15 protein-coding genes are annotated in these 15913 nt (G+C 51.9%); 2 read left to right on the top strand and 13 right to left on the bottom strand.

The window, feature by feature from the left end; all coding sequences use genetic code 11:
* The first annotated feature begins 50 nt into the window (after positions 1–50).
* Positions 51–248, top strand: a complete 198-nt coding sequence (locus tag MKX63_RS27125) for a hypothetical protein (RefSeq protein ID WP_341021562.1) — start codon at positions 51–53, stop codon at positions 246–248.
* 235 nt (positions 249–483) lie between these two features.
* Here MKX63_RS27125 and MKX63_RS27120 read toward each other — a convergent pair whose 3' ends face one another.
* The 6 genes from MKX63_RS27120 to MKX63_RS27095 all read right to left on the bottom strand — a co-directional run bounded on the left by MKX63_RS27120 (position 484) and on the right by MKX63_RS27095 (position 7225).
* Positions 484–798 (bottom strand): hypothetical protein, encoded by a 315-nt coding sequence (locus MKX63_RS27120; protein WP_341021560.1) that lies wholly within the window; start codon positions 796–798, stop codon positions 484–486.
* A gap of 137 nt (positions 799–935) precedes the next feature.
* A complete protein-coding gene (locus MKX63_RS27115; RefSeq protein ID WP_341021558.1) occupies positions 936–2390 on the bottom strand; it encodes a PTS transporter subunit EIIC in 1455 nt (484 codons plus the stop codon).
* 42 nt (positions 2391–2432) lie between these two features.
* Positions 2433–2951: a PTS sugar transporter subunit IIA gene (locus MKX63_RS27110; RefSeq protein WP_341021557.1), complete on the bottom strand. Its 519-nt coding sequence runs from the start codon at positions 2949–2951 to the stop codon at positions 2433–2435.
* A gap of 21 nt (positions 2952–2972) precedes the next feature.
* Entirely contained in the window at positions 2973–3839 is an 867-nt protein-coding gene (locus MKX63_RS27105) for a PRD domain-containing protein (RefSeq protein WP_341021556.1), read from the bottom strand.
* A 186-nt stretch (positions 3840–4025) separates the two neighbouring features.
* Positions 4026–6758, bottom strand: a complete 2733-nt coding sequence (locus MKX63_RS27100; RefSeq protein WP_341021555.1) for a CHASE3 domain-containing protein — start codon at positions 6756–6758, stop codon at positions 4026–4028.
* A gap of 71 nt (positions 6759–6829) precedes the next feature.
* A complete protein-coding gene (locus tag MKX63_RS27095) occupies positions 6830–7225 on the bottom strand; it encodes a DivIVA domain-containing protein (protein ID WP_341021553.1) in 396 nt (131 codons plus the stop codon).
* A gap of 186 nt (positions 7226–7411) precedes the next feature.
* Here MKX63_RS27095 and MKX63_RS27090 point away from each other — a divergent pair, with 186 nt between their 5' ends.
* A complete protein-coding gene (locus MKX63_RS27090; RefSeq protein ID WP_341021551.1) occupies positions 7412–7975 on the top strand; it encodes a TraR/DksA C4-type zinc finger protein in 564 nt (187 codons plus the stop codon).
* 106 nt (positions 7976–8081) lie between these two features.
* Here the strand turns inward: MKX63_RS27090 and MKX63_RS27085 are convergent, their stop codons facing one another.
* The 7 genes from MKX63_RS27085 to MKX63_RS27055 form a co-directional block, all read right to left on the bottom strand.
* Complete coding sequence (locus MKX63_RS27085; protein ID WP_341021550.1) at positions 8082–8441, bottom strand: helix-turn-helix transcriptional regulator; 360 nt, start codon at positions 8439–8441, stop codon at positions 8082–8084.
* An 846-nt stretch (positions 8442–9287) separates the two neighbouring features.
* Positions 9288–9932 (bottom strand): general stress protein, encoded by a 645-nt coding sequence (locus tag MKX63_RS27080; protein ID WP_076154013.1) that lies wholly within the window; start codon positions 9930–9932, stop codon positions 9288–9290.
* Positions 9933–10040: 108 nt separating this feature from the next.
* Positions 10041–12533 carry an ATP-dependent helicase HrpB gene (hrpB, locus tag MKX63_RS27075; RefSeq protein ID WP_341021548.1) on the bottom strand — a complete coding sequence of 831 codons (2493 nt, stop codon included), beginning with the start codon at positions 12531–12533 and terminating at the stop codon, positions 10041–10043.
* 598 nt (positions 12534–13131) lie between these two features.
* Complete coding sequence (locus tag MKX63_RS27070; protein ID WP_341021547.1) at positions 13132–13542, bottom strand: DnaJ family domain-containing protein; 411 nt, start codon at positions 13540–13542, stop codon at positions 13132–13134.
* 122 nt (positions 13543–13664) lie between these two features.
* On the bottom strand, positions 13665–14045 hold the full coding sequence (locus tag MKX63_RS27065) for a GIY-YIG nuclease family protein (protein WP_341021546.1): 381 nt from the start codon (positions 14043–14045) through the stop codon (positions 13665–13667).
* A 25-nt stretch (positions 14046–14070) separates the two neighbouring features.
* Positions 14071–14868, bottom strand: coding sequence for a DUF2087 domain-containing protein (locus MKX63_RS27060; RefSeq protein ID WP_341021544.1), 798 nt, complete (start codon positions 14866–14868; stop codon positions 14071–14073).
* Positions 14869–15010: 142 nt separating this feature from the next.
* Positions 15011–15820, bottom strand: a complete 810-nt coding sequence (locus MKX63_RS27055) for an SDR family oxidoreductase (RefSeq protein WP_341021541.1) — start codon at positions 15818–15820, stop codon at positions 15011–15013.
* Positions 15821–15913: the final 93 nt, after the last annotated feature.

The following is a 15913-nucleotide window of genomic DNA, read 5'->3' as shown; positions in this document are numbered from 1 at the left end:
GCCCTACCGCAAGCGGTAGGGCTGATAGCTGCTGAATATCCATAAAAAGGTTGAACTCACCAACAAAATATAGTAGTTTATTAGGTGTAAGCTATTATAAATTGAAAGGTGGAGCTAGTGATGGAACAGAAATGTATGGAAATGATGATGAACATGTGTATGGAAGACATGATGTGCAAGATGAAGAACATGAAGATGTGCATGGAAACCATGACCGAAATGGGCATGATGAACATGGATATGGATAAGATGATGACTCAAATGCAGCAGTGCGACGAAATGATGACTATGTGTATGACTATGATGCGTAATGGAATGGAAATGTCCAAGTAAAGTCCAAGCACACGACGACAAGCCTGAAAGTGAATCTGCGAAATTCACTCTTCAATGTGCATTTCGTGGCTGAGCAGACTAACTGCATGCCATTTTCTTTCATTATATTATCTCTATCTCTACCTAATCATATCTCCGATTATTTCTTCTTTATCTACTCTTGATATACCGCGCTTGAAGCTGCTTGGCCACGTGAATCCGCTCCATCTTCAGCTCCCAAATCTGCTCTTTCCACAGACTGCTATCCGGTGTATCCTCTTGCTCTCTCAGCTTATCGAATAATTGCATCAGCAATACGTTAATATCATCGAACCGCGTCCATAGCGCTCTCACACTATCCACTTGTTTCTTTTCTTCGGCAAGCTTCTCATAGTTCTTCAATTTCTCCAGGAGATCAGCCTGCCACTGTTCATCGTTAATTGCCTTGGCATAATTCAGCAAATCCAGATAATCATCTATTGACAAAGGTACCGACTCCTTTTTCTTTATACCAAGTATTATACTCGGTATTGTATATATTGCAATAGCCTGCTGCAAAAAACAGACACCCGTCAAGGATGCCTGTCTGGAAACGCTATTCTGCTCTGCTGATATTCTTCAAGCTACATCAGCTTCTTGATATCATCCTTGAGCTGCTCTGATTGCGGTCCGAACACAATCTGTACCGCACCCTGTCCAAGCCGCATCACACCGGAAGCACCGAGCTGCTTAAGCGCGGAGTCTTTAACCGCCTTGTCATCATTTACATTAAGGCGCAAGCGGGTGATACAGGCATCGATGCTGCGGATGTTCCCAGGACCACCGATGTTCTCCAGAATCTTGGCGGCTCTGGAAGAGGACGGCACCGTTGCTGCGCTCTTGGACAGATCAATCAGGTCCTCTTCCATCTCATCCTCGCGTCCAGGGGTTTTGAGGTTGAACTTGACGATAATGAACCGGAACAACAGATAGTAGAGGACGAAGAAGCCAAGCCCGACCGGAATCAGCACCCACGCATTGGTGGACTGCTTCATGTTAAGCAGATAGTCAATGAGCCCGGCAGAGAATCCGAACCCGAGCTTCACATCCAGCACATACATCAGGAATCCGGCAAAACCGGTCAGTAAGGCGTGTACCAGATACAGCAGCGGTGCAAGGAACATGAAGGAGAATTCCAGCGGCTCCGTGATCCCTGTCAGGAAGGAAGCAATTGCCGATCCGATGAAGATGGACGCGACCATTTTGCGTTTCTCCGGTTTGGCTGTGTGAATGAACGCCAGGGCTGCACCCGGCATAGCGAACATCATAATCGGGAAGAAGCCTGTCATGAACATTCCCGCAGTTTTATCTCCGGCGAAGAAGCGTGTCAGATCTCCGTGAACAATATCCCCGGCAGCGTTCGTGAAATCACCGAGCTGGAACCAGGCGATGGCGTTGATGACATGATGCAGGCCGAACGGGAGCAGCAGACGGTTAGCCGTCCCGAATACAAATGCACCTGCCCCGCCGAGACCGACAACCCAGGTACCGAAGTCACTGATGACATCCTGAATCGGGCTCCAGATCATACCTATCAGCACTGCGAGAATCATGGTAGTGATAGCTGTGATAATGGGTACGAAGCGTTTGCCTGCGAAGAAGCCGAGCCAGTCCGGCATTTTAATATTATGATATTTCTTGTAGAGGTAAGCGGCCCAGGCTCCGGCAAAAATCCCGCCCAGCACGCCCATATTCAGCTTCACATCATCGGCGATGAACGGCATTTGAGCTGGGAGCACCTTGAGAATACTGTCCAGCACCTGATAAGCAATGAGGGCAGACAGCGCGGCAACCGCATCGCCTGCGAACCCGATCGCTACCCCAATTGCAAAAATCAGCGCCAGATTACCGAATATCGCGCCCGCACCCGCATTCAGAAAAGGAGCCACATACTGGTTGAGAAATCCGCCCACGGTACTGCCCAGATGGAAATCCTTCTCATAATTAATCAGTCCGAACCCTTGCAGAATCGCTGCCGCCGGTAAAGTTGCCACTGGAAGCATCAGAGATTTCCCTAACTTCTGTAGAAAAGCCAACATAATGAAATCATCCCCCTGGTTTCATATTATTACGTGTATGTTCTAAGGCTGTGAAGCTGTTGTTGTAAGAATACTGCTCGTTCCTGCCGTAACCTGGCCGTAATGACAATTCACCTCCGGGGTTTCCTCCCCGTTACCAGTTACTATCACTGGAGTAATGGTACGGTATCCCGCAGCCCGGATCGCCTCCAGATCGAATTCGATCAGCGTCTGCCCTGCCTGCACTTCATCTCCGGTGGCAATATGGCTGATGAAGCCTTCGCCCCGCAAGCTGACCGTATCAATTCCGATGTGCATCAGCAGCTGTAACCCGGAGGCATGCTCCAGGATTAGAGCGTGATTAGTTTTGACCACATGCGCAATTTTCCCGTCAAAAGGGGCCGTTAAACGTCCCTCTATAGGTTCTATGGCAATGCCTTGGCCCATATGCCCACCAGCAAAGGTCTCATCCGGCACTTCCGTTAACGGTACGGACTGTCCGCTGACCGGAGCGTATATCTCTAGGCGGGTTACCGTCTCAGTAGGTTTCTCTTCTTTTTTAGCTTTCCATCTCGAAAACATAAAATTCACTCCTTGCCGCTGCTATTTATTCTTCTCTAGGGTCTGGAACAGCCGGTGCAGATGCATAGCCAGGAAGCAGATTTCTTCTTCGGGTACGTCTACACTAAGCTTGACCTGCATGAATGTGCCCATCCTGTGAGCTAGCTTGTATTCATCCTTGAATTCCTTCTTGATATGCTTTACAAAAGGATTGTCGATGAGCGAACCCTGCAGAATCCGTTCAATCGAGAATCTCAAGTGGACCATCAGCCGGACATGATTCATACTCCCCTGCTCAAAGCGGATCTTGCGTTCACTGCGGATCATCTCCATCAGCTCGCTGACAAGATTGGAGGCCTTCACAAGCTGGCCCACCGGCACATTGCTGACCGCAGAGTAGACGTGGTAAGTAAGGAAACCGACCTCGTCTTCAGGAATCTGTACTTCAAAGCCTTCGCTGATCTTCTCAGCCGCCTTGGAAGCGATCTCAAATTCCTTGGGGAACGTCATCCGGGTCTCCTCCAGGAATGGATTCACAATGTCCATCCCGCTGCGCAAGCGGAAGATGGTGAATTGGATATGGCTGGGGAGCGCCAAATAGATCTTGTCGTTTAACTTGCCGGGAAACTCACGGGCGATATCAGAGATAATCTCATCTGTGATCTTCATGACCTTGGGATCAATGTCCTCCAGCAGAATCTGATACTGACTCCATTCCTCCCGGTCCTCCAGCCGAAACAGCTTCTCAATCCGGGGATCATCCGAATCAATAACACCTGTATCCTTAAGCGCAAACCCGATGCCCTTGCCAATGATTACATATTCCTTGCTCTTCTTGCCGCCCTCTACCATTACGACATTATTTCCAATCACCCGCAGCACCTGAAATTGTTCAGTGTCCCTCGCCAAGTTCCCCCTCCTTTCCGCCCATTGCCTGATTTTTTGCACAAAAAAGAGCCAAGACTGGACTCAAAGTGTTGAGTACGAATCTTGGCTCATGCCCTGTTAAGGTAACACGCCACTGCATATAAATGATCAATTATGAACCCATCATAAAGCATACCTTGTATTCCCGTCAATGGGTTTTTGGAAAAGTCAAATGTACCGGCACATTCGTGTAATGACGTCCTGCATCAGTACCGGCTTGCTGATGAAATCAGTGGCTCCGGCGGCCAGGCAGCGCTCACGGTCTTCCTTCATTGTCTTGGCAGAGACCGCAATGATCGGGAGGTCGGTGAGATGCATCTCCTCGCGGATAATAGACAGCGTGTCATAACCATCCAGAATCGGCATCATAATATCCAGGAGTACGATATCCACCTCCGGCTGCTCTCTAACTACTTGAAGACATTCATATCCCGTCTGAGCGGTCATGATGATCATTCCGTAAGGCTCCAGACCCTTCTGCAAGGCATAAATATTGCGCATATCATCATCGACAATCAGGACAGTTTTGCCTTGAAGCATGGCATATTCCTTCTCGAACAGGGAGTCCTGGGTATTACCCGGCTGCCCTTCATCAGGAGGGGGCCAGGAATGCTCCTCCCCGGCTGCAGTCTGAGCCAGCTCCACCGGATGGAACAGTTCTTCTTCACTGACCAGTTCACGGCAAGGGAGATACAAGGTGAATGTACTGCCCTTGCCCTCTTCGCTCTCCAGGCTGATGTGTCCGCCCAGAAGCTGAGCCAATTGCTGGGAGATGGATAAGCCCAGACCGGTTCCCCCGAATTTACGGGCTGTCGTTCCGTCCACTTGACGGAAGGCTTCGAAGATCAGCTCACGGTTCTCCTTAGAGATTCCGATTCCAGTATCCTGCACAGCGAAGGCCAGCACCGGCCCCTCTGTTATGTAATGCTGATCCGAATACGCCGCCAGCTTGGCAATCTCCACGTTAACAGAGCCCTGCTCAGTGAATTTGAAGGCATTAGACAGCAGATTCCGCAGAATCTGATGCAGACGCATCTCATCGGTGAAGAACAGATCCGGAACCTCCGGGTTCAAGGTCACGTTAAACTCTACATTCTGCGCTTCGGCAAGCTTGCCGAAATAACCCTGCAGCAGTGAGGGCAGCTCGGTGAGATTAACGGCATCCATTTCCACCAGCATTTTGCCGGCTTCCACCTTGGAGAGATCCAGAATATCGTTAATCATATTGAGCAAATCACTGCCTGAATTGTAGATGACCGAGGCATAACCCAGTTCTTCCTCATTTAAGGTATGATTGCGGTTCTCCGTCAGGAGCTGCGAGAGAATCAGCATACTGTTCAGCGGTGTACGCAGCTCATGTGACATATTGGCCAGGAACTCAGACTTGTAGCGCGAGCTCTGCTCCAGCTGTTCATTGTACCGCTCCAGCTCGATCGCTGCATTCTCGGCTACATGTTTCTGATTCTCAAGCTCCTTGTTCACGGTGAGCAGCTCGCTGGTCTGACTCTGAAGCTCCTCCGTCTGCATCTGCATCTCCTCGGACTGGGTCTGAAGCTCCTCCGATTGAACCTGAAGCTCTTCGTTCATCACCTGCGATTCATGCAGCAGCCTCTGGATCTCCATCCGGGTCTTCACCGAATTCACGGTAACCCCCATCATGTCCAGCAATTCCTTCAGCAGTCCGAAATGATATGGCGCCCAACGCGTCAGTGCAGCAATCTCCAGTACAGCAACAGTCTTATTCTCAAAAATAATCGGAGCAATGACCGCAAACTTCGGCGGCGTTCTGCCCAGCGCAGAGTTAATGTAAATATAGTCATCAGGCAATTGCTCGATCACATTCATCCGCTGATCCAGCGCACACTGGCCCGCCAAGCCTACTCCCGGCTGAATAACCTCCGGCCCGATGCTCTCTTCCTTATTCTCTGATCCTGCGTAGGAATAGATGCGCTCGAACAGTTCTTCATCATTCACGACGTATATAGTGGCATACTGCATTTCCAGCATAACTGACAAGCGGCTGACAAAAATTCTGCACAGCGAAGGCATATCAACGGTCTCTTGCAGGGCAATCGACATCGAGGTAAGCTGTTCGCTCATCCACTGCTCCCGCTGCACATTATCCAGCAGCCCGTTGGTCGCTTCACCCAAATCATAGATTTCATCCAGCGTCTTCACCTTAATACGCTCTGAGCGGTTACCGCCGGAGGCAATACTGTTAATGGCCTGTATAACGCTGTGCAGAGGATTCACGATACTGGCTGAGAGCAGATAAGTAATGAGCAGCGCCAGTACAACTACCAATCCCCATAATATATACATAGTAATCAGCAGTTTATGGTTACTGTCCTTCAGATTGCTGATCCGGTCATTCGTGAGAGTTCGTTCAATATCACGAAAGTAGTCAGACTGGGAGCGAATCGTGTCGACCAGACTTTTCCCCGTATCGTTACGGAAAAAAGCGTTAACCGCCTCCGTATGGCCATTCTTCTTCAGTTCAACCACATGCTGCCCGGCGACATCGACCCACTTCTCGATATTATCCGTAATCGTGTCCAGATTCCGCACCTGATTCGGGTTATCAGCAATGAGATTATTCAGCTTCGCTGCATTAATCCTCCACTGCACCAGACCGTCATTATACGGTGCCAGGTAAGACTCATCATCAGTAAGCACGTATCCCCGCTGTCCGGTCTCCATATCGAGTACATTTTTCTCAATTTGATATGTAAGTTCATGAACTTCTATATCATGATCGCTCAAGAACACGGTTTCTTTCTCCAGGCTGTTAATCCGGCCAGAGACTATAATCAGAAATAGCCCTAGCATTAATAGTATGATGACATATCCTATTGCGATTTTGCCGCGGATCTTCAAGCTCCACGCATGCTTCTCCGGCAATGGTCCAACCCCCGTCCAGAGTTATACTTATGCTGCATATTGTTGTCTCTCATGCTGTGGCTGCACAGGGCTTACAAATACCCCTCCGTGCGGGGCATAGGCAATCTGTCCTTGAGCTGACGCACATTGGCTTCCAGCTTGATGATGATATCCTCCAGATCCTGAGGATCGATCCCCTTAATAATCGGCACTGGGGCCGGAGTGGCTGAGGTTCTCACTTCTGCCTTCAGCTCTTTCATCTCAATCTGCTGCTCCTGCCACTTATCCATCAGATCGGCTATGGTGGCATAGAACCGTTCATAATCCTTAATTACGCTGTCAAGGAACGTATCTACCTCCTCGGCATCATAGCCGCGAAGCTTCATACTGAATTCCTTCTCATGAATGGTAAGTGCATCAAGGGTAATACCGAGCTGGCTGAACAGCTTTCTCTGCTTATCCAGCCGCCGTTTCATATGTTCGTCCATTTCATAACCTCCAAGTGTATGCTGCTTTCATCCGGCAGTAATTATTATAACAGGGTGAAAGCAGCCTGAAAATATCACTAAAGTTACAATTCAGCATAGAGATGTCGCTGATTGCCCTATAACACATTAGGGTAAGGAAAGATTACAACAGTGTAACTACTAATCAAGCTGAAAGGAAGATGACACATGAGCCACTTAACCAAAGACCAATTAATTACACTTCGGGCCGCCCTTGAGGGACGCAAGGCAGAGCTGGAGCAGCATTTCTCCGGCAACGGTGCTGAAGACAGCCTGCTTGGTGATTCCCTTATTCTCTCTACGGGCGAGCTCTCTTCTGTCGATAATCATCCCGCCGATACAGGCACGGAGACATTTGAACGCAGCCGCGATCTGTCCATCAACACCTCGCTATCCGAAGAATTAACGGAGGTCGAGACTGCTCTTGCGCGGATGGATAACGGAACGTACGGCATTTGCGAGGCCAGCAAGCAAGAGATTCCTTATGAACGGCTTGAGGCCATCCCCTACACCCGTTATACCGTGGAGCATGCCCCAACCAGCAGTGACACTGACGCACGTCCTGTGGAAGAAGAGGTCATGACTCCCCCGCCCTCCGGTGCAGGCGAAGGACGCCAGCAGAATAGCGGACGGTTCGACGACGCCGGTGCCTGGGAAGCCGTGGAGGATTATGGCAGCGCAAGCTCGCCTGTGACCCCGCCGGGCCAGGATTCTGAAGATGAGGATACCTGATCCGGCAGTTCATAGCTTACGAGGCTCGTGGATAGACTGATTTAGTTGAGTCCGCCGGATCTTGGCCAGATCGATAGGCATGAGCGAGCAGCTCGCGGATCTCCTATCAGTAATTGTCTGCTACTGCCTTATTGAGAATTCCAAGACACCGGTCCAGGTCAGCCTTCACTTGCTTCTTATACAGCTTGGCTTTCTCCTCCCCGTCCGAAGTGAAATGATACAGGACAATTTCCTGAAAATCGACCTTCGGATCGCTCCCCTTGAGCTGCTTGGTGCGGTACAATATCCCTTGCTGTACCAGCTCATGCAGGGCGCGGTAAATTTCACTTTGGGGAGGCGAATAGCCATGAGCTTTGAAATCTCTGCGTAAATCCTCAAGCATCTGATAACCATACCCCTTGTGCTGCTCCACCATGGTAATCAGGTATACCTTTATAAACGCCCGCTGGGCAATCATAAACGCCATAAGACACCTCCCGGGGTGTTTTTTTGTTTGACATCATATAGCAGAAAAAAACTGTTGCCGCTTGGCAATTTCCACTATTACTCTAGTATAAACTCTATTTCCCAGCTTTCACAACAAGTTATTTAAAATTGGGGAGGATACTGGGGGAGTACTGTCGCCGATCAAGGAAATGAGACATTTGTCATTTAGCGAGTTGCCTATAGCAAGTTGCCTATTTGTCGATAATGGCTGATCTTTCACTTTTTCTGTTTTGAAGTAGATAAGTAATTGGTTGGTATGGGATTAGGCGGCGTGGATAGGTGTAGCTGTTTTGATTTTGAACTTCTATTATGAATTTTTCATATGATGAAATAATATTTTTAATGGAAAAACGTATCTAATTTCATCAAACTTCGAGCATTAAACGGCAGCAAGTGGAAAAAAGGTAGCTAATTTGCCCGTTTGCCTATAAGTTGGGGTATTGCGGTTTTTTAAGTGTCTTTTTTCCAATTATTGCTGATGATAATTAGTAAAGCTCATCAGTAAGTGTTGAAAATCCAACTATTCCCCGCACTATAACGGTTCGTAGCCTCCAGGCTGTCCTCTGTCTCGCTTTATGGATGTATGCTAGATCTATGCAGGATCTGGGCAGGTCGGGTGGCTTAGGGGTAGGGTTGGGGGGGTGGGGAGTATTGTGAATTTTTCATATGTTGAATTTAAATAATAAGCGGCTGTATGTGTCCATTCCCTTATGTCATATTATAATGTAGGAACACGATCCAAGCCGCAAAAAGAACTGCCTGGGGGTTGTCCCGCAGGCAGTTCTTAGAGGTTGCTATATTAGCGGGATACTACTCCGCTATATCATTAGATTTTGTCACGGTTGTAGAGGTCCGGGTCACGGTCTGCATTCATCGCGCCCCTGTTGCCCAAGGTATTGCCAACCGTGGTGTCTCTAGGGACCAGATCCGGATTCGTTGCTCCGCGGTCTGCCAGCGTATCCTCCGGGTACAGGCTGTCGTACCGGCCCGAGTTGAGTGAACGGTTACCCCGGAACACGGTATGGATATCTCTTCCGCGGCCGTTGTCATCGACGAGGACGAGGATTTTGCCGCTGTCGATGTAGCCTTCATAATCTCTGGCCTCATCCTCGGGAATGCCGAGTCCGATTAATCCTCCCACCAGACCGCCTGCCCCTACTCCGATGGCAGCCCCTGTTAATGTAGCTGCGATTGGGCCTGCGGCAAGGATTGGACCAATTCCCGGAATAGCCAGCGCACCGATCCCGGCCAACAGTCCGGTAATTCCGCCCACTACGCCGCCGGTGGCCGCACCTGTGGCAACGCCTTCCGGCGCCATTGTTCCTGTATCTTCGGAGATGTGTTTCAGGTCATCTCGATCCTTCGTTATTACTGAAATCTCATCGTTTGTGAACCCTTGACTCTGCAAACTTTCAATTGCTCTGGTTGCTTCTTGTTCCGTATCGAATACACCAATAATTTTCTCTGTCACTTGAAGCCCTCCTTCGTAATTGTTGTTCGCTACTCTATTACCCGTTCACGCAGTGCCCAAACAGGAAAAGCTTCACCGGATGAATTTATATCTGATAACCTACTTATTCTATCTGGTAGGACGCGTACGGTTGGTGGGTACTGCCTCCAGCGGATTATCCGGCCAGTAGTGCTTGGGATAACGGCCTTTCAGATCTTTTTTCACCTCGAAATAGGTGTTCTGCCAGAAGCTCGCCAGATCTGAGGTAATCTGCATCGGCCTTCTCGCCGGAGACAGCAGGTGAAGCAGCACCGGCACCTTCCCTCCACCGATCCTCGGAGTATCCGTCTGCCCGAACATCTCCTGCAGTCTGACTGCCAGTACCGGCGCTCCCGGATTGCTGTAATCCAAGGGAACCCGCGAACCGCTCGGTACCGTAATATGTGTTGGCGCCTCCTTGTTCAGCTGCTGGCGGCTGTTCCAATCCAGCATCCCCTCCAGCGCCTGCGCCAGTTTCACCCGCTGCAAATCACGGAGATTCCGCATCCCTTGTATAAAGGGTGCCAGCCACTCCTCCAATGTATCCGTGAGCGCTTCATCCGACATATCGGGCCAATCGGCCCGCAGCGAGTGCATGAATTCCATCCGCTGCCGCAGCTGAGTGGTGCTTTTTTCCCATGGCAGCAGCTGTAGCCCTTCCGCCGCGATCACCTTCAGCAATACGCTCTCTGTCTCCTCGGGAGTAGCGCGCTCATGGGTCGTCTGCTTCAGAATGAGCGCCCCCAGCCGGGTCACTCTTCGCGCCTTCACGCTTCCGCTCTCACTGTCCCAGTAGACTTCGCGCTCCTCCAGAAGGCTGTCCGCATGATGCTTCAGCAGGTCCTGCTCGGAGAGCGCTGCGGCAAGCATAATCCGGCTCTGCCCGGCACGGTCATCCACGCCGGGTGCCACGATGTAGGGCGAGCGCGCCAGCGGCTGCCCCTCGCGCATGGCCGCCCCCCGGCCGCCGGACAGCAGGAACACGCCATTGCCGCGTCCCTGCCCGATCCGGTCGGGATAGGCGAACGACAGCAGCAGGCCGCTGCGGCTGATGTCGCCTGGCCCTTCGCCCGGCGCTGCCTGCAGCTGCGCCAGGAAGCTGCGGCTCTCGCGCTGCACCGCGCGCAAGGCCGCCAGGTCCGCTCCGCCGTTACCGGCGGAGCGCTCGAACCCGAGCAGCGCCTCCACGCGCAGCGTGAGGTCGCTATCTAGAGCCGCGGGACCCCGGAAGAGGTCCCGCTCCTGCAGCAGCGCAGCGAGCCTGGCGGCGAGCGGCGCGGCTGCAAGGTCTGCCGCGCGCAGCAGCATATGCGCGATGCGCGGGTGCGCGCCAAGCACGGCCATGCTGCGGCCGTGCGACGTAATGGCGCCGCCGGCGTCCAGCGCGCCGAGCTGGCGCAAGAGCGCCGTGGCCTGCGCGTAAGGCGCGGCAGGCGGCGCGTCCAGCCAGGCGAGCGCTCCCGGATCGCGCACGCCCCATAGCGCCAGCTCCAGGGCGAGCTGCGCCAGGTCGGTCTCCATGATCTCCGGAACGCTATCGTCCGGCAGCTGATCATGAGCCTCCCGGCTCCACAGCCTGTAGCAGACGCCCGGTGCTGTGCGGCCTGCCCGGCCGCGCCGCTGATCGGCCGATGCCTTCGAGACCGGCACCGTCGTCAAACGCGGCATGCCAGTACGCGCAGAGAACACCTGCGTCCGGCGAAGCCCTGTGTCAATCACCGTGCGTACCCCTTCGATTGTCAGACTCGTCTCGGCAATCGAAGTCGCCAGCACGACCTTTCGCTCACCATCCACCGCAGGAGCCACCGCGGCATCCTGCTGCGGCTGCAGCAACTGGCCATAGAGCGGCCGCACTACCGTTCCTGGCGGCAGACCTCCTGACGCCAGCTCCTGCTCCGTCCGGCGGATCTCCCGCTCACCAGGCAGAAAAACAAGCACATCCCCCGGCTGCTCAGCGAGCGCCCGGCGGACAGCGGCGGCTGCCGATTTCTCAGGACCCGCATTACTTGCCTCCGGCATATAGATTGTATCCACAGGATAGGTGCGGCCAGGGCAGCGTACAACTGGCGCTTCACCCAGCAGAGAAGCTACGCGGTCTCCGTCCAGCGTCGCCGACATCACCAGAATGCGCAGATCCTCGCGCAGCACACTCTGCGCTTCAAGCGCGAGTGCCAGTCCAAGATCTGCATGCAGACTGCGCTCATGGAACTCATCGAAGATCACAAGCCCCACATCCCCCAGCGAAGGATCGCTCTGGAGCATTCTCGTCAGCACACCTTCCGTAACTACAACAATGCGGGTATTCCGCCCCACCTTGGTATCCATCCGCATACGGTAGCCTACGGTCTGACCCACACTCTCTCCCAGACAAGCAGCCATATAAGCTGCGGCCGAACGGGCGGCCAGGCGTCTGGGCTCCAGCATCAGGATAGTTTTACCGGCCAGCCAGCGCTCCTCCAAAAAAGCAGGCGGCACCGCCGTTGTCTTCCCCGCTCCAGGCTCAGCAATCAGAACCGCCGCTGCACGGTCTGTCAGAATTCTTTTCAGGTCAGGGAGCACCTGTATAATCGGAAGCTGCTTCATTTCATCTCTCCATCATCTGCTAAAAGTTAAATTAAATCTCCATCTCCCTATCATCGGCGAATTCTTTCCAGATATCAAGCGGTTCGTTACTGCTGTGCGAGGATTTAGTCTTCAACAATAAGTGGAAAAATGTAGTTTAGTTTGTTGATTTCGTATGAGTTAGAGGCAAACAAGTGGAAAAAGGACAACTATTGCTGTTAGGTTGACCATTAAAAGAAACCTGTGATAATTTAAGTTCCCTTTTTCCAATTACTGTTCCCGAAACGCCAATCCGCTCATCAGCAAGTGGAGGAAATCCACCTATTCCCCCCTCCCAACTAATCTTCCAAGTGGAAACGGTTTTGCCGTCCTGTTAAAGGACGGTACCGTTTCAGCGAGAAATAGAAGGATATAAGTTATCGTGTGCAACATACAAATTCTTCTATTTGCACAAAAACCCCCGGTTCCATGAACCGGAGGCCTCATACTTACTTCAATACTCGTCTACCCATCTGTTCGCCTATTCACTAACTCGCCTATCTATCCATTCAACTATTTAACTTATCTTTTCACTATTCATCTATCTTCCATCCGCCCAGTCGCCCTGCCATATCAATAACTACTCCCTGCCATCCCGTTCCACCCCGGCCAGCCGCTGCCCGATCGCGTCCCCATAATCCGCATATGCAGCATTGCCTTCCAGACCCCGCTGCTGCAAAAGCATCTGAAGACGCAGCCGCTTCAGGGAGAGCTTGCCCTCCAGCTCCTTGCGTTCCTCAGCAGTACTGTTGCCGCTGCGGTGGCAAGCCACCAGCAGCTCTTCGAGCGTTACGCACTCTGCCCGCAGTGTCACTTCCTCCGGCAGCAGCCCGGCATTCTTCATAATCTTGTAGGACATCCGCAATTCCTCCGGTACGCCGGAGAGATCCTCCAACGCAAGCGGCTTGCCGTGCCCCGGCAGATTGGCGAACTCTCCGCTGCGCATTGCTTCCTGAATTCTCTGTTCTGCAAGCCAAGACAATATAGCCATACACACCGCACCTTTCATCAGCAGCTGAGCACCTCTTCTAATTACATCCGGCTTATTTACCGCCGCTTTGCCCTCATTTTACCACAGCCGCTTATGAAATTCCTTCCATCTCCACCTATTCTCTACTTCTGCTTATGATAGCCGCGCTCCCCGTAAGGAGACAGCTGCTCCAGCCATTTACTCTCCATCTCCGGCAGCATCTTGCGGTATTTCTTCAGCTCCTGCACATCCGCCACGAAATCCTCCTCCGGCTTAATCTGCTCCAGCACCTCGAAGCGGAAGCCCGCTTCACCACGTTCATTCCAGTCTTCCTGCAGCGCCTTGTTGTCATGGCCTTTGATATCCAGCATGAACTTATGCTTATTCCAGACACCGTCCAGATTCAGGCTGCTTCCCACATACATTTTGTCATTGCCGGTGTTCACAATCCGGTATACCCCCATCGGCCTGTGCGAGTGTGCATAATTATATCCCAGTTCCTTGCGTCTGGTTTTATCTGTCATTTCTTCTCTCCCTTTCTTCTCTCCGTTATAAATTCACCCAGTAGCTGCTTCCGTCTTCTTCACGGGACAGCAGCCCGTAATCAATCAGATACCGCCGGAGCGTCACGTAATCGGGGTAAGCCGCTTCAAGCACCGCATTGATTTCCTTCTCACTGTACCTGCGCCCGGTCTCAAAACGCTGCAGCAAATGGCGCAGAATAGCCGCTTTCCGCTTCTGCCGCTTAGGGAACTCTGACAACGGGCCGTCCGGCCCTTGTTTGAAATAGTTGCCCAGAATCTCGGCGTTCTCCTGCTCGGTAATCGCGAACCGTTCATCGACCATCACAGCCGTACGCGGAATACTCACAAAAGGCGATGATGCTCCCGGCTTCTCCTCCGCCAGCTCCATAACCGCCAAAAACAGCTTGGCCTGCTTCACCTTCTCGCGAAGCGTGAACCGGTGGTTACGCACCGTAGAGGTGCTGCCGATTCCCAGCTCCCTGGCTGCTTCTGCATCGCTAAGACTTTGGCGGAAGGCCTGCAGCAGCCCCTTTTGCAATTCGGTCAACCCGCTCAGCTTCTTGTCCAGTGTCAGCAGCCAGTTGAACATCCCGCCATGAACCCTGTCTACGTGCTGAGCTGCGAACTTCTCCGCTTCGTAATACTGCACGCCATCCTTATAGATCAAGCCCTTCTCGAAGGCAGCACCGCAGACCAGACAATAATATTTTTCCGTCCGCTCTTCCGTCTCCGCATTATAGCCCTGCTTCAATTCTGCAATCGATGCATTCCAGAATTTCTCCGATATCCGCACCACCTCATTCTCCTTAATCAACTGGACCATCACGCCTTTCGTTTACTTTAATATAGACATGTTAACATTTCGTTTGTTATTTAACAAGTATCTAATTAGATTATTTACGGCAAAATAAAGACACCGCCAATGTTGGCAGTGTCTCATAGCAGAAACGGTCGGCAGAAAATGCCTAAGACAGCAGCGACTCCGCACCGTCAATCACAATCTGCGAGCCGGTAATATGAATGGATTCATCCGAGGCCAGGAAGGCGACCAGATCGGCGACATTCTCCGGCTTGCCCGGTCCGTCTGCAAGCGGCTGTGCTCCTTCAGGGAATTCAATTGGAATGACAATCGATTCCACATCATCGTTCCACTCCGTGCTCTCGTCGATATTCGTGGCAATCGCTCCCGGGCAAATGACATTCACGCGGATTTTGAACTTGGCCAGCTCCAGTGCAGCCATCTTGGCAAAAGCGACCTGACCGGCCTTAGTGGTACTATATGGTGACCAGCCAAAGCTGGTAAATCTGCTGTTGCCGTTAATCGAGCTGGTAATAATAATGCTTCCTTTACCCTTCTCCTTCAGGTGGGGAATGCTGTATTTCAGCGTCAGGAAGGTACCTGTGAGGTTGACCGACAGGGTTTTCTCCCAATCATCTACGCTCAGCTCCTCAATCGGCCCGACCACTCCGTTAATGCCTGCATTGGCGAACACAATATCCAGACCTCCGAAATGCTCCACGGTTCTGCGTACCGCTTCCTCCATCCGGCCGGCATCCGAAGTATCCACATCAATGGCTAAAGCACAGTCCTTGCGCAGCTTGTTCAGCTTCTGTTCCAGGACAGAGGTACGTTCGTTCACCAAATCGAACAAGGCTACATTCGCGCCTTCACGTGCCAGCTGGATCGCTGCCGCTCTGCCGATTCCCGAGCCCGCACCTGTAATGATGGCTGTTTTCCCCTGAAAACGCTGCTTCTTAGCTATATTGGGGCTCATATGTACACTCTCCTTCCGTGAATACCATTCAGCTTGTAATGGCTCTGTTTCAAGATTACCCAATTGGCGCTTGATTATAATCATATTATGCAA

Source organism: Paenibacillus sp. FSL R7-0179 (assembly GCF_038002265.1).
Classification (GTDB): domain Bacteria; phylum Bacillota; class Bacilli; order Paenibacillales; family Paenibacillaceae; genus Paenibacillus_AQ.
This window is presented reverse-complemented; position numbering and strand designations above follow the sequence as displayed.

Bases quoted from the DNA above. Each gene is read 5' to 3' on its own strand.
- MKX63_RS27115 (WP_341021558.1), bottom strand. From the start codon at position 2,390: ATGTTGGCTTTTCTACAGAAGTTAGGGAAATCTCTGATGCTTCCAGTG.
- MKX63_RS27110 (WP_341021557.1), bottom strand. From the start codon at position 2,951: ATGTTTTCGAGATGGAAAGCTAAAAAAGAAGAGAAACCTACTGAGACG.
- MKX63_RS27095 (WP_341021553.1), bottom strand. From the start codon at position 7,225: ATGGACGAACATATGAAACGGCGGCTGGATAAGCAGAGAAAGCTGTTC.
- MKX63_RS27090 (WP_341021551.1), top strand. From the start codon at position 7,412: ATGAGCCACTTAACCAAAGACCAATTAATTACACTTCGGGCCGCCCTT.
- MKX63_RS27085 (WP_341021550.1), bottom strand. From the start codon at position 8,441: ATGGCGTTTATGATTGCCCAGCGGGCGTTTATAAAGGTATACCTGATT.
- hrpB (WP_341021548.1), bottom strand. From the start codon at position 12,533: ATGAAGCAGCTTCCGATTATACAGGTGCTCCCTGACCTGAAAAGAATT.
- MKX63_RS27070 (WP_341021547.1), bottom strand. From the start codon at position 13,542: ATGGCTATATTGTCTTGGCTTGCAGAACAGAGAATTCAGGAAGCAATG.
- MKX63_RS27065 (WP_341021546.1), bottom strand. From the start codon at position 14,045: ATGACAGATAAAACCAGACGCAAGGAACTGGGATATAATTATGCACAC.
- MKX63_RS27060 (WP_341021544.1), bottom strand. From the start codon at position 14,868: ATGGTCCAGTTGATTAAGGAGAATGAGGTGGTGCGGATATCGGAGAAA.
- MKX63_RS27055 (WP_341021541.1), bottom strand. From the start codon at position 15,820: ATGAGCCCCAATATAGCTAAGAAGCAGCGTTTTCAGGGGAAAACAGCC.